This is a genomic window from Streptomyces sp. NPDC001415 (assembly GCF_053597395.1).
This window is the reverse complement of record NZ_JBSFIE010000033.1, coordinates 68916-81025: the sequence shown is the minus strand read 5'-3', so window position 1 is coordinate 81025 and position 12110 is coordinate 68916. Positions and strand designations below refer to the sequence as shown.

Below are 12110 nucleotides of genomic sequence, written 5' to 3'. Positions count from 1 at the left end.
CCCTCGCGGGCTTTCCTCCGGGCGCTTCCCTCCGGTATTTCGTGTTCCGACTCTATCAGACTCTTTCGTGTCCGATTCCCCGTCGAATTGGGGTTTGCCTTCCCGGCTGTTGGGCCGTTCCGACGTCCCGAACTCTAGCTGATTTCTCCGGCCGATTCATAATCGAGTCTTCCGGTTCGACCTGGAATTGAATTCGGCATGCCGAAATCGCTCCCGGTCGGGAGATCGTGCTGAGTATGGGTGCCGCAGAATCTGCGGCGGACGGCTGCTGCAGAACCGTTCCGGCTCCGTGGCAACTCGAAGGACCTTACGGCCCTGCCGAGCCCGCGTCAACTTGGGCGTCAACCCGGCGCAATCCAGGGGCTGTAGCGTTCCTCCGTGACCTTGATCCTCGAAACCGACACCGCCGTCGCGCACGCCTGGTGGTGGCGTACCGGAGACGGCCCCATAGATCCGGCCGATTTGGCCCTGCTCAGCAAGGACGAGCGCGACCGCGCCTCACGGTTCGTGCACACGAGGACGGCGGGGAGCTACGTCGCCGGACGTGCCGCGAGCCGGCGGATCCTCTCGGAGCTCCTCGACGTAGCGCCCGCAGAGATAGGACTCGGCCGCAGGCCCTGCCCAGGATGCGGTGACCCGCTGCACGGGCCGCCCGCCGTGCTGCACCCCGACTCCCCTCTATGGATCAGCATGTCGCACACCGACGGCTGCGGCATGCTCGCCGTGGCCCGCGTCCCGGTGGGAGTGGACGTCGAGGTCGTACGGGAATTCCCGGTCGAGGAGCTCGCGCCGACGGTGCTGACCGAGTCCGAGCGCCGGGTCGTGCTCGGGTCCGCCGAAGGGGATGCCCGCACGCAGGCCTTCCTGCGCTGCTGGACGCGTAAGGAGGCCGTACTCAAGGCGGTGGGCGTCGGGATCACCATCGATCTGTCCGCCGTCGAGACCCGGCCAGAGCACGCCGGCCCGGCCGTCGTGGCCGCCGGAGTGCCCGGCACGCCCCAGTCCTGGACCGTGACGGACCTCGCCGTGCCCGGCACATGGGCCGCGGCCATCTCCGTACCCGCGGAAGCCGACGGCGGCCACCCTGAAGTCCGCCTCCACGAGCACGCCTGAGCGGCCCACCACCAGGCCCCGACGCCTCAGGAGAACCTCCCGGCGCAGGGATGCGGGTGCTGAACTGTCCTGTTTTATCGGGCGAGTTCCTCCGACCGGCACACCATCACTTGATAGGCGTTGAGGCATGGAAAACGACCCGTTGTCCGGCCGCCGTCCATGACTGACCTTCCCCTACCGGGATCCGCACCAGGCCGACCGTCCCGCACGTCAACTGCCCTGCCCCACGAGGAGAGCACCATGACCCTGCAGACACTGCCGACCAGCGACAAGGCCACCACGGAAGCCGCCATCGCGGACCTCAGAAGCTCGATCGACGAGCTCGACGCCGAGATCCTCGCCCTCCTGGAGCGCCGCCGCGAACTGTCCGAGACCGTCCAGGAGGTCCGGATAGCCGCGGGCGGGCGGCGTACGGAGTTCAGCCGCGAGAACGTGATCATCAAGCGGTACGCCGACCGGTTCGGGCGGCCGGGCAGCGCCATCGCGATGAAGCTCCTCGAAATCTGCCGGGGCACCATCAAAGTGAGCCGGTAGACGAGCGAGGGGGCTGGGGCAGACGCGATGTCCGTCCCAGCCCCCTCAATGCCTTCGCCCTACTTCTCGGTCAGCCGCAGCGAAATGCTGTTGATGCAGTACCGCTGGTCCGTCGGGGTCGGGTAGCCCTCGCCCTCGAAGACGTGGCCCAGGTGGGAGCCGCAGCGGGCGCAGCGGACCTCGGTGCGGACCATGCCGTGGGTGCGGTCCTCGATGAGTTCGACCGCTTCGGTGTCCTTCGGGTCGAAGAAGCTCGGCCAGCCGCAGTGCGACTCGAACTTCTCGGTGGAGGTGAAGAGTTCGGCCCCGCAGGCGCGGCAGGAGTAAACGCCCTCCGTCTTGGTGTCGGTGTACTCACCGACGAACGCGGGCTCCGTGCCGGCCTGGCGCAGCACCTGGTACTCGGCGGGCGTCAGCTCCGCGCGCCACTGCTCGTCCGGCTTCTCGACGTCGTACGACATGGGGTGCTCCTCGGTCGGATCAGTTCGACAGGCGGGCCAGGATGGCCGGGCCGAGGTCCGTCACGTCGCCCGCGCCCATGGTGAGAACGAGATCGCCGGGGGCCGCCATTCCCGCGACGACGTCCGGGACGGTGGACTTGTCGTGCACGGCGGTCACCGTGGCGCCCGCCGCCTTGGCCGCGTCGATGATCAGCGCGCTGGTGACGCCGGGGACCGGGTCCTCGCGGGCCGGGTAGATGTCGAGGACGACGGAGAGGTCGGCCAGCGCCAGGGCCTGGCCCATCTCCTTGCCGAGCTCCTGGGTGCGGGAGAAGAGGTGGGGCTGGAAGACCACCAGGAGGCGGGAGTCGGACGCGCCCCGCATCGCCTCCAGGTCCGCGGTCATCTCGGTGGGGTGGTGCGCGTACGAGTCGATGACCTGGACGCCGTTGGCCTCGCCCTTGAGCTGGAGGCGGCGCTTGACACCGGTGTACTTGCCGAGCGCGGAGGCCAGGTTGTGCGCCGGGATGCCGAGCGCGACGCCCGCGGCGAGTGCGGCGACCGCGTTGTGGGCGTAGTGGCGGCCGGGGACCGAGACCGTGAAGGTGAGGAACTTGCCGTTCAGGAGGACGGTCACCTCGGAGGTGAGGCCGCGCGGGGTGACCTTGTGGACGCGTACGTCCGCCGTCTCCGACTCGCCGTACGTGACGACCTTCAGGGACGACAGGTCGCGGACGCGCCGGGTGAGCTCCACCGCGCCGGGCTGGTCGGCGGCGATCACCAGGGTGCCGCCGGGGACGACCTTGCCGACGAAGGTCTCGAAGGAGTCGTAGATCTCGTCCATCGAGGCGTAGTTGGCGTGGTGGTCGAGCTCGACGTTGAGGACGATGGCGACCTCGGGGTCGTACTTCTGGAAGCTGCGGTCGCTCTCATCGGCCTCTGCCACGAAGATGTCGCCCTCGCCGTGCCGGGCGTTGGTGCCGGGCCCTTCGAGGTCGCCGCCGATCGCGTACGAGGGGTCCAGGCCCAGCTCGGTCAGGGCGACGGCCAGCATCGACGTGGTCGTCGTCTTGCCGTGGGTGCCCGCCACGGCGATGGCGCGCAGGCCGCCCATGAGCGAGGCGAGCGCGTCCGAGCGGTGCACGACGGGCACGGACAGTTCGGCGGCGCGGGCCAGCTCGGGGTTGTCGGCGCGGATCGCGCTGGAGACGACCACGCAGGTGGCGTCGTCGGCGAGGTGCTCGGCCGCGTGGCCGATGTGCACGGTGGCGCCGAGTGCCCGCAGCGCCTCGGCGGTGGCCGACTCCTTCGCGTCGCTGCCCGCGACCTCGGCCCCGCGCTGGGCCAGGATCTTCGCGATGCCCGACATGCCGGCACCGCCGATGCCGATGAAGTGCGGCCGTTCCATGGCGGTGGGAATGGCGGATGCCATGCGGTTCTCTCCCGGGGTGCGACGTACAGAAGGAGCCCCCACCCTAATTCCTGCGGGGGCTCCGGCCGCGACACGGCTCCGGGACGGGGGCGTGGGGGCTACTCGCTGTGGGCGAAAAGCTTCAGGACGGGGACGCCGACCTTGTGGCGGGCCCTCGACGCCCAGTCCCGGTGGAAGAACTCCTCCACGTAGTGCGGGGCCGTCAGGACGATCACCTCGTCGGCATTCACCTCGTCGACCACGCCCTTCAGCTTGTCCAGGGGGTGGTCGTCGACGACGTGCCCCACGGCCTTGCTGCCGGCGTCGCGCAGCGACTGCACCGAGTGCTGGAGGGCCAGTTCGGCGGGCCCCTGCGCGGCCGGGCCCTCCGGTTCCTCACCCTCGTGGACGGCTTCGTCGAGTTCGCCGAGCGCCACGTCGTCGATCGCGCGCAGCAGCCGGTCCTGGTCGCCCCTGGGCTGCATGAGCACGACGAAGGAAACCGGCTCGTCCCCGTGCAGGGTGGTGACGAATTCCACGTCGACGGAGGTCAGGGGCTTCTCGATCATCAATACGCTCGTGAACACGACAGGCGCCCTTCTGTTCTCTCCATGGCCGCCGCCACCACGAAGTGACGGGTACGGCCCCTGCGGAAACCATCCTTCCCCGTGCCCGGACGGGGTCTGCGTGAGTAAGTGTGCCCAGCGGGAGCTAACCGGAACGGTAAATTCCGCTGATTGTCAGATCCGACGGTAACGCGTGTAGAGGAACCCGGCGTCCTCCAGGACCGACGTCGGCTCGAACCGCTGCGGGACCTTCACCGCGGGCCCGCCGGCGATGCGCTGCGCGTCGCCCGCGGTCAGCGTCGGGGACACCGTCAGGCACAGCTCGTCCAGGACCCCGGCGGCCACGAACTGGCCGAGCAGCCGCGGTCCGCCCTCGGTGAGCAGCCGCAGCAGGCCCCGGTCGGCCAGCGCCCGCACCGCCCGCTCGGGCTCGACGCCGGGTCCGTCGCCCGCGACCACCACCTCCGCGCCCGCCCGCTCGGCCGCCCGCATCCGGTCGGGGTCGGCGGCCGCCCCGGTCAGGATCAGGGTGGGGACGAGCGGTGAGGTGAAGAGGGGGAGTGAGAAGTCGAGGTCCAGGCTGGCGGTGACGACGGCGATCACGGGGGCGGGGCCCTGCCCGGCCGCCTTGCGCCGCTCGGCGAACTCGGCCCGCGCCCGAGCCGGCCGGTACCCCTCCAGGCGTACCGTTTCCGCACCCACCACGACCGCGTCCGCCAGCGCCCGCAGGGTGCCGAAGATCCGCATGTCGGTGGCCGAGGACAGCGGCTGGGAGCGGCCTTCGTGCTGGCCCGCGCCGTCGAGGGAGGACACCATGTTGGCCCGCAGCCAGGGGCCGTCGCCGGGGGGATATGCGTAGGCGTCGGCCAGTCGGTCGAGCGACCACTCTGCGCTTTCTGCCTGTTCGGCGCCCTCGGCGCCCGGTGTCTGGTCGGTCACAGGGAACAGTTGTCGCATGCCGTGCAGTCTGGCACGGCGCTTACAGTTAGGGACTGTGTCGACCAGCCCCATAACCGAAGTGGCCCCGGTGTCGCTCTGCGCCCGCGCGCCGCATGTCCCCGCCGATCGTCTGGTCGCCGAGATGGTGCCGCCGCCGCGGTTCGACTCGGTCCGCTTCGAGACGTACGTACCGGACCCGAACCAGCCGAGCCAGAGCGAGGCGGTCACCGTTCTGTCGTCCTTCGCCGCGGGGCTCGGCGGGGCGCACGCCGTCGGTGCCAGGCGCCGCTGGTTCGCGAAGAAGCCGGCCGCCACGACCGGGCCGCGCGGGGTGTACCTCGACGGCGGTTACGGCGTAGGCAAGACCCATCTGCTCGCCTCGCTGTGGCACGCCACTCCGGCCGAGCCCGCGCTCAAGGCCTTCGGCACCTTCGTCGAGCTGACGAACCTGGTGGGCGCTCTCGGCTTCCAGCAGACCGTGCAGACGCTGAGCGGCCACCGGCTGCTGTGCATCGACGAGTTCGAGCTCGATGACCCGGGCGACACCGTGCTGGTGTCCTCGCTGCTCCGCAAGCTCGTCGAGCAGGGCGTGGCGCTTGCCGCCACTTCCAACACGCTGCCCGGCAAGCTCGGCGAGGGCCGGTTCGCGGCGGTCGACTTCCTGCGCGAGATCCAGGGGCTGTCCGCGCACTTCCGTCCGCTGAGGATCGACGGTGAGGACTACCGCCACCGGGGGCTGCCCGAGGCCCCGGCCCCGTACTCCGACGAGCAGGTCACCAAGGCCGCGTACGCCACCGAGGGCGCGGCGCTCGACGACTTCCCGCAGCTGCTCGACCACCTCTCGCGCGTCCACCCCAGCCGGTACGGCGCGCTGACGGACGGAGTGCGCGCGGTGTGTCTGACCGATGTGCGCCCGGTGCCCGACCAGTCGACGGCGCTGCGGCTCGTGGTGCTCGCCGACCGGCTGTACGACCGCGAGGTGCCGGTGCTCGCCTCGGGCGTGCCCTTCGACCGGCTGTTCAGTGACGAGATGCTGAACGGCGGCTACCGCAAGAAGTACTTCCGGGCGATCTCCCGCCTGACCGCGCTCGCCCGCGACGCGAAGGGCCTTGTGGCGCAGTAGGTTTGGGGCCGAGGGGGCCGAAGCTGCATCCGTCCGTGGTCCCCTCGGCCACAGAAGGGAATCACCATGGCCACCACGCGCACGGCGCACACGGTCTGGGAAGGCGAGCTCATCAAGGGCTCCGGCACCGTCACGTTCGACTCCTCGGGCATCGCGTCCCAGGCCGTCTCCTGGCCGTCCCGCGCCGAGCAGGCCAACGGCAAGACCAGCCCGGAGGAGCTCATCGCGGGCGCCCACTCCAGCTGCTTCTCGATGGCGCTTTCGCACGGCCTGACCGGCGCGGGCACCCCGCCCACCCGCCTGGAGACGAAGGCCGACGTCACCTTCCAGCCCGGCGAGGGCATCACCGGCATCCACCTCACCGTGCGCGGCGAGGTTCCCGGCCTCGACGCGGACGGCTTCCAGGCGGCCGCCGAGGACGCCAAGAAGAACTGCCCGGTGAGCCAGGCCCTTTCGGGGACCACCATCACGCTCACCGCCGAGCTCGCCTGAAGCTGCCGCCAGCGGTAGCGCCGGGCCCGTTCCCTCACCCGATCGAAGGAACGTACCGGGACCGGAAGGGGTGCGCAGCGGCCGGGAAGGGCAGGAGGAACAAGCCCGAGCAGGACCCCCGTGAACTGCTGCGCATCCCCGATGGCGCCCTTTCAGCACATGCGGATCGGCACGCACATGCGGCTCAGGACGTGCCGCTCATCAGCCCCGAGATGTCGACCGTCTCGGCGGCGGACGGGGTCGCGGCCGGCACCGGCCGGTCGAAGCCGTCGAAGTGTACGGTCGCGTCGGGGGCCGCGTTTTCCTTGGCGACGGTGATCCGCACCGGGTACGGCTTGCCGGTCGCCGCCACGTCGAGCGTGTAGGTGCGGCCCTGCTCGGTGGCCGTCACGGGGATGACCGCGGTGCCGTCGACCGTGGCCGGCCTGCCCTTGGTGAGGCCGGTGGCCGGCATCTTGGCGGAGTTGTCGAGGTACTTCTGGAAGGTGTCCAGGTCGCACACGCCGGTCGTGTCCCGCAGGAACGGGTCGTTGGTGGTGCCCTTGAGGTACCGGTTGCCGACGAGCGAGGCGAGCGCGCTGCCGCCGCCCGGCACCTGGTTCTTCCAGAACGCGGCGTCCGGCTTCATCCAGACGTCCGCACCCCGCCTCACGATCTCGACCGAGCCCTGCGGGCCGAGGCTCACCGAACCCCGGCAGTTCCCGGACCGGTCGAGGGTCAGGTCGAAGGAGGTCTGGGAGCCGGGTGTGCCCAGATCCCCCTTGGCCGTCACGTGCAGGGATCTCACGCCGAGCAGGGCTTCGTGGGAGCGCTGGGAGATCTGCTCGGCGGTGAGCGAGCCGGTGTCGTCGGCGCGGGCGGTGGCCGCGCCCGCGAGAGCGAGCACGGCGGCCGAGCAGAGTGCCGCCGAGCATGCGGCCGTACGGGATCCGGACACGTCGCCTCCCTGGGGCCTTGAACCGCGCCTTGCCTGCGAAGGGGCCTGTTCGGGCGTGTGTTCCGTATGCAACGAGCGTAGTCCGCGGGGGCGGATGGGGCGCGTTGCGGGGCGTGGGGAGGCGGGCGTGCCCCTGCGGGCCCTGGATTCCCCGTCGTACGGTCCCAACGGTCCCAAGGGTCCCAAACGGAAAGTAGTCCCCCAACGGGGGGCAACCGAACCCGGGTGTGCGGCATTGGCCGGAATCTCCGTGGCTGCGGGAGTGCCGCAAATAAATAGGCCGATACGTTCGGATACTTTCCATTTGTGACCATTACTGCACGAAAACTGCTCGCGGTTGTCCTGCTTGGTGCCTCGCTCGCGGGCTGCGGCTCCGATCCCGCCCCGGCCCCGCCCAAGCCCGCCCCCTCTGCCTCGGCGGGCGCTCCCAAGACGGCGAGCGCTCCGACCATGGCGCCCGGCCCCGGCGGAATCACCCCGGTCTTCGAGCGGGCGCCCAAGAACCCCCAGGGCGAGAAGGTCGTCGCGCTGACCTTCGACGCCGACATGACGGCCGACCAGGGTCAGCGCGCGGCGGGCGGCGAGCGCTTCGACAACCCCGCGCTCATCGCCGATCTGAAGCGGATGAAGGTGCCGGCCACGGTGTTCATGACAGGTCGGTGGGCCGAGGAGTACCCGGCCGAGGCCCGCGCCATCGGGACCGACCCCAACTTCGAGATCGGCAACCACTCCTACAGCCACTACGCGTTCAAGTCCGGCTGCTACGGGCTGCCCGTGGTCGCGAAGGGCGCGATGCGGGCCGACGTGGAGAAGGCGACGGCCCAGTTCAAGAAGGCCGGGGTGCAGAACGCCGTGCCGTACTTCCGTTTCCCCGGCGGCTGCTACGACAACGAGGTGCTGCACGCGCTCGCCCCGCTGAAGATGACCGCCGTCCAGTGGGACGTGGTGAGCGGGGACGCCTTCGCCAAGGACGCGAACGCGGTGGCCGAGCAGGTCCTGGCCGGGGTGCGGCCGGGCTCGCTGGTTGTCATGCACTGCACGCGCAGCGCGGCGCCGGTCACGGACAGGGCGCTCCACCGCATCGTGCCGGAGCTGCGCAAGCGCGGCTACCGCTTCGTGAAGGTCTCCGACCTGATCCGCGGCGCCGCGCACCGCTGAGGGCCCGGGGTCAGCCAGAGCAGGCCGTGCGCTGGGCCTCCTGCCACTCGCAGACCGGGCACAGCGTGCTGCCCTTGGTCGTCTCCGGGTACTCGGTCGGCTCGCGGCACAGCACGCACTCGGCGAAGGGCCCGTCCACCGGACCGGGCGCGGCGGCCGCGGTCGATGGTCCGCCTTCGCAGTACGCCTCGGGATCCCGTGTCTCGTCCATACGGTCGAGCCTAATCGGGTACGAGGGTGAAACCTTCGGGCCCCATCGGGTACTGGGGCGAAACTGTCGAGCCCCGTCTCGGGCACAGGGACGCGGAGCTGTCGAGGCCCATCCGATACGGGAGCGGGCTCAGCGGCGCCGCGAGCTGAGCGCGCAGACCCCGGCCCCGGCGGCCCCGGCGAGCAGCGCCGCGGCGGCCAGCGGCAGCACCGCCAGATGTACCGCTCCGGTCCGCGAGCCGCTGACCAGGCCGAACACCGCGTACTGCGCGGGCGACGGCGCGAGCACCAGGGCGAGCAGCGCGGCCAGCGCGGTGAGCGAGAGGGACCAGCCCCGGCCGTGCAGCACCGGACGGCTGCCCAGGGCGCCGACCGCCGCGCCGGTCAGTACGCAGACCCCGGCGGTCAGCAGGCCCGCCACGATCGCGGCACCCAGCGGCACCGCGACCTTGTGGTCCCCGCTCACCGGATCGCTCACGGCGGCGACGTACGCCGTGCCCACGAGGCCGAGCAGCGCCGCCGAGCCCGTCGCCGACAGCAGGGAGGCGAGATGGACCCGCGCCGGGCCCGCCGCCGCGGCGGCGCAGGTGCGGGCGGCCTCCGGCTCCTGGGTGACGCAGATCCGCACGAGCCAGGCCGTGACCGGCAGCAGCCCGGCGGCCGCGTACCCCATCGAGTCGAGCACCGGGTCCCCCGCCCGCATGCCGATGCCCAGGAAGGCGGCGTACAGCAGCACCGGGGCCAGCCAGCGCTGGGAACGCAGGAGCAGCGCGCTCTGGTAGCGGACGAGCGGGATCACTGGCTGCGCACTCCTTGGATGTGCCAGGGCGGACGGGCCGCGAGCAGGGCGCGCAGCAGGTCGTCGGAGTGGGCGGCCGACACGCGGAGGGTGCGGGATCCGCCGGGTCCCGCCAACTCCTCGGGGGCGCCGGGCAGTTGGGACGGGAGCGGGGTGGTTCCGACGATGTCGATGAGGACATGAACCAGACCCGCACGGTTCAGCGGCGCCGCCCTCAGTGCCGCTCCCCGCACCGCGTACCGGGCGTCCTCGCCGCCGGACAGCCGCTTCGGGTCGTGGTCGACGAAGACGACCGTCCCGCCTGCCGCCACGCGCTCGTGCACCGCGCGGTCGAGTTCGGCGCGGGCCGCTGTGTCGAGGCCGGTCCACGCCTCGTCCAGGACGAGCAGTTCGGGGTCGGCGAGCAGCGCCTGGGCCACGGCGACCTTCTGGCTGGTGCCCTTGGAGAGTTCGGCGAGCGGGGTTCCGGCGTGCGCGGCCGCGCCGAACCGCTCCAGCCACTGTCCCGCCCGCTCCTTCGCCGTCCGGCGCGGCAGGCCGTGGATGCGGCCGAGGTGCGTCAGATAGCCGGCCGCCGTGAAGGGCAGGGCCACCGGGAAGCGTTCGGGGACGTAGGCGGTGCGCGGGCGGCCGGTGACGCGGCCCTCGGTCGGCGCGTCGATGCCGGCCAGGAGCCTCAACAGGGTTGACTTTCCTGTGCCGTTGGTGCCTTCGACCCGGATCAGGGCGCCCCCGGGCAGGTCCAGGTCGATTCCGCGCAGGACCCAGGGGCCGCCGACGGAGTAGCGGCGGCCCACGCCCCGCAGCGCGCGTGCGGTGCTCAGTGCTGCTGCGCCTTCTGCGGAGTCGCCTCGCTCGGCCGGACGATGACGTAGCCCTCGCCCTGGAGCATCAGCTGGACGGCCTCGCCGGAGCCGCCGCGCAGCATCGAGCCGATGGACTGCGAGCGGTGCAGGGAGGTCTGGAGGTTGGCGCTCCAGCCGACCACCGCGTCGGTGTCGACGTACACCGGAAGCTGGGGGGAGACCGGGATGACCAGCGGGTTGCCCTCGCAGACCAGGCCGAGCCGGCCATGGCCGCTGAAGACGCTGTTGAAGAGGCCGCCGCCGGCGATGCCGGAGCCCTTGACCGTCTTGATCTCGTAGCTGAGCGAGGCGTCGAAGCACAGCACGTTGCGGCCGTTGATGGTGAGGGCGTCGCCCTGCTCGATGTCGACGATGAAGCAGTTCTGCGCCTCGTGCGCGAACCAGGCCTCGCCCTGGCCGCTGACCGCCATCAGCGGCAGGCCCTCGCCGGTCACCGCGCGCTTGAGCATGCCGCCGATGCCCTGGCCGCGCCGCTCGAACTGGAGGGTGCCGCGGTAGGCGATCATCGCGCCCTGGCGCGCGAGCATCTCGCCGTTGACGGCGTACTTGATCGACTTGGCGTTCTCCAGCGTCATTCCGGCGACGGTCGCCGGCTGGGCCACGTTCTCTTTGGCAAAAAGGTCGCTCTTCATGCGCGCATCCTGTCCCGGAACGATTCATTCCGCCAAGAATCACCGGTTCGGCGGCTGGCAGACTGATGGAGTGAGCACTCAGGACACCCCTTCCGCCGGCCCTTTCCACGACGAATCCCCGCGCGACGAGGCGCCGCAGTTCGTGCTGCCGCTGGTCGTACGCATCGAGAAGGCCGAGCCCCCGGCGCGTACCGACGCCCTGGAGACGGCGGCCCGCGCGGTGCTCGTGATGCTCTCCGACGAGCGGTCGCTGGGTGAGGGGCCCGACGAGGGCGAGTGGGCACAGGTCATGCGGCACTGGCAGGACGCGCGGATCCGCAAGGTGGTGCGGCGGGCCCGCGGCGCGGAGTGGCGCAAGGCCTCGACGCTGCCCGGCATCACGGTGACCGGGAAGGCGGCGGAGGTACGCGTCTTCCCGCCGGTGCCCCTGGACGGCTGGCCCAAGGAGCTGGCCAAGCTCCAGGTGTCGGGGACGGATCTGGACGACCCGGCGGATCCGGAAGCCCCCGATCCGCTCGCGCCGGTCCTCTGGCTCAACCCGGACCTCGGCATGTCCGCGGGCAAGGCCATGGCGCAGGCCGGGCACGGTGCCCAACTCGCCTGGTGGGAGCTGTCGGACGCGGACCGCAAGGCGTGGCGCGAGGCGGGCTTCACCCTCTCGGTACGCACCGCAGACCCGGCCGCGTGGCGCGAACTGACGCTCAGCGGACTCCCGGTGATCCGCGACGCGGGGTTCACCGAGATCGCCCCCGGCTCATGCACGGTGGTCGCGGACCACCCGGCCCTGCGCGCACGCTGACGCACGCCCCTGTCGGTCGACCCCTCCTCCCCTGAACGCAACACCCGCCCCAGCCGTATCCTCCGGTACCGCCGAGTAGCGCTCGCGCTCT

At 71.3% G+C, this 12110-nt stretch carries 15 protein-coding genes; 6 read left to right on the top strand and 9 right to left on the bottom strand.

The window, feature by feature from the left end; translation table 11 throughout:
- The first annotated feature begins 378 nt into the window (after positions 1 to 378).
- The gene (locus ACWC2B_RS31195; protein ID WP_450722466.1) at positions 379 to 1113 is read left to right on the top strand and encodes a 4'-phosphopantetheinyl transferase family protein; all 735 of its coding nucleotides are present in this window, start codon (positions 379 to 381) and stop codon (positions 1111 to 1113) included.
- 159 nt (positions 1114 to 1272) lie between these two features.
- Positions 1273 to 1647, top strand: a complete 375-nt coding sequence (locus ACWC2B_RS31190) for a chorismate mutase (protein WP_450722464.1) — start codon at positions 1273 to 1275, stop codon at positions 1645 to 1647.
- A gap of 59 nt (positions 1648 to 1706) precedes the next feature.
- On the opposite strand, the gene msrB is transcribed toward ACWC2B_RS31190, so the two are convergent.
- The 4 genes from msrB to ACWC2B_RS31170 form a co-directional block, all read right to left on the bottom strand.
- Positions 1707 to 2108, bottom strand: a complete 402-nt coding sequence (gene msrB, locus ACWC2B_RS31185; RefSeq protein WP_450722462.1) for a peptide-methionine (R)-S-oxide reductase MsrB — start codon at positions 2106 to 2108, stop codon at positions 1707 to 1709.
- A 19-nt stretch (positions 2109 to 2127) separates the two neighbouring features.
- The gene (gene murC, locus ACWC2B_RS31180; protein ID WP_450722460.1) at positions 2128 to 3519 is read right to left on the bottom strand and encodes a UDP-N-acetylmuramate--L-alanine ligase; all 1392 of its coding nucleotides are present in this window, start codon (positions 3517 to 3519) and stop codon (positions 2128 to 2130) included.
- Between the two features lie 98 nt (positions 3520 to 3617).
- Positions 3618 to 4085 (bottom strand): indole-3-glycerol phosphate synthase, encoded by a 468-nt coding sequence (locus ACWC2B_RS31175; protein WP_450722458.1) that lies wholly within the window; start codon positions 4083 to 4085, stop codon positions 3618 to 3620.
- Positions 4086 to 4238: 153 nt separating this feature from the next.
- Positions 4239 to 5021 carry a pyrimidine reductase family protein gene (locus tag ACWC2B_RS31170; RefSeq protein WP_450722456.1) on the bottom strand — a complete coding sequence of 261 codons (783 nt, stop codon included), beginning with the start codon at positions 5019 to 5021 and terminating at the stop codon, positions 4239 to 4241.
- On the opposite strand from ACWC2B_RS31170, the gene zapE reads away from it, so the two are divergent.
- Together zapE and ACWC2B_RS31160 are read left to right on the top strand one after the other, a co-directional pair.
- A complete protein-coding gene (gene zapE / locus ACWC2B_RS31165) occupies positions 5020 to 6126 on the top strand; it encodes a cell division protein ZapE (protein ID WP_450722454.1) in 1107 nt (368 codons plus the stop codon). The two genes, ACWC2B_RS31170 and zapE, sit on opposite strands and share 2 nt — an antisense overlap.
- Positions 6127 to 6192: 66 nt before the next feature.
- The gene (locus ACWC2B_RS31160) at positions 6193 to 6618 is read left to right on the top strand and encodes an OsmC family protein (protein ID WP_398881250.1); all 426 of its coding nucleotides are present in this window, start codon (positions 6193 to 6195) and stop codon (positions 6616 to 6618) included.
- Positions 6619 to 6802: 184 nt separating this feature from the next.
- Here ACWC2B_RS31160 and ACWC2B_RS31155 read toward each other — a convergent pair whose 3' ends face one another.
- Positions 6803 to 7555, bottom strand: coding sequence for a hypothetical protein (locus ACWC2B_RS31155; RefSeq protein WP_450722451.1), 753 nt, complete (start codon positions 7553 to 7555; stop codon positions 6803 to 6805).
- 306 nt (positions 7556 to 7861) lie between these two features.
- Here ACWC2B_RS31155 and ACWC2B_RS31150 point away from each other — a divergent pair, with 306 nt between their 5' ends.
- Positions 7862 to 8713 carry a polysaccharide deacetylase family protein gene (locus ACWC2B_RS31150; protein ID WP_450722449.1) on the top strand — a complete coding sequence of 284 codons (852 nt, stop codon included), beginning with the start codon at positions 7862 to 7864 and terminating at the stop codon, positions 8711 to 8713.
- 10 nt (positions 8714 to 8723) lie between these two features.
- Here the strand turns inward: ACWC2B_RS31150 and ACWC2B_RS31145 are convergent, their stop codons facing one another.
- From ACWC2B_RS31145 to ACWC2B_RS31130, 4 genes are all read right to left on the bottom strand, one after another.
- Positions 8724 to 8924, bottom strand: a complete 201-nt coding sequence (locus ACWC2B_RS31145; RefSeq protein ID WP_450722447.1) for a hypothetical protein — start codon at positions 8922 to 8924, stop codon at positions 8724 to 8726.
- Between the two features lie 129 nt (positions 8925 to 9053).
- The gene (locus tag ACWC2B_RS31140) at positions 9054 to 9722 is read right to left on the bottom strand and encodes an ABC transporter (protein ID WP_450722445.1); all 669 of its coding nucleotides are present in this window, start codon (positions 9720 to 9722) and stop codon (positions 9054 to 9056) included.
- On the bottom strand, positions 9719 to 10528 hold the full coding sequence (locus ACWC2B_RS31135; RefSeq protein ID WP_450722478.1) for an ATP-binding cassette domain-containing protein: 810 nt from the start codon (positions 10526 to 10528) through the stop codon (positions 9719 to 9721). Before ACWC2B_RS31135 ends, ACWC2B_RS31140 begins: the two co-directional genes overlap by 4 nt.
- 14 nt (positions 10529 to 10542) lie before the next feature.
- Entirely contained in the window at positions 10543 to 11220 is a 678-nt protein-coding gene (locus tag ACWC2B_RS31130) for an AIM24 family protein (RefSeq protein ID WP_450722443.1), read from the bottom strand.
- A gap of 70 nt (positions 11221 to 11290) precedes the next feature.
- On the opposite strand from ACWC2B_RS31130, the gene ACWC2B_RS31125 reads away from it, so the two are divergent.
- Positions 11291 to 12019 (top strand): peptidyl-tRNA hydrolase, encoded by a 729-nt coding sequence (locus ACWC2B_RS31125; protein ID WP_450722441.1) that lies wholly within the window; start codon positions 11291 to 11293, stop codon positions 12017 to 12019.
- Positions 12020 to 12110: the final 91 nt, after the last annotated feature.

Bases quoted from the DNA above. Each gene is read 5' to 3' on its own strand.
- murC (WP_450722460.1), bottom strand. From the start codon at position 3,519: ATGGCATCCGCCATTCCCACCGCCATGGAACGGCCGCACTTCATCGGC.
- ACWC2B_RS31190 (WP_450722464.1), top strand. From the start codon at position 1,273: ATGACTGACCTTCCCCTACCGGGATCCGCACCAGGCCGACCGTCCCGC.
- ACWC2B_RS31160 (WP_398881250.1), top strand. From the start codon at position 6,193: ATGGCCACCACGCGCACGGCGCACACGGTCTGGGAAGGCGAGCTCATC.
- zapE (WP_450722454.1), top strand. From the start codon at position 5,020: ATGCCGTGCAGTCTGGCACGGCGCTTACAGTTAGGGACTGTGTCGACC.
- ACWC2B_RS31145 (WP_450722447.1), bottom strand. From the start codon at position 8,924: ATGGACGAGACACGGGATCCCGAGGCGTACTGCGAAGGCGGACCATCG.
- msrB (WP_450722462.1), bottom strand. From the start codon at position 2,108: ATGTCGTACGACGTCGAGAAGCCGGACGAGCAGTGGCGCGCGGAGCTG.
- ACWC2B_RS31170 (WP_450722456.1), bottom strand. From the start codon at position 5,021: ATGCGACAACTGTTCCCTGTGACCGACCAGACACCGGGCGCCGAGGGC.
- ACWC2B_RS31130 (WP_450722443.1), bottom strand. From the start codon at position 11,220: ATGAAGAGCGACCTTTTTGCCAAAGAGAACGTGGCCCAGCCGGCGACC.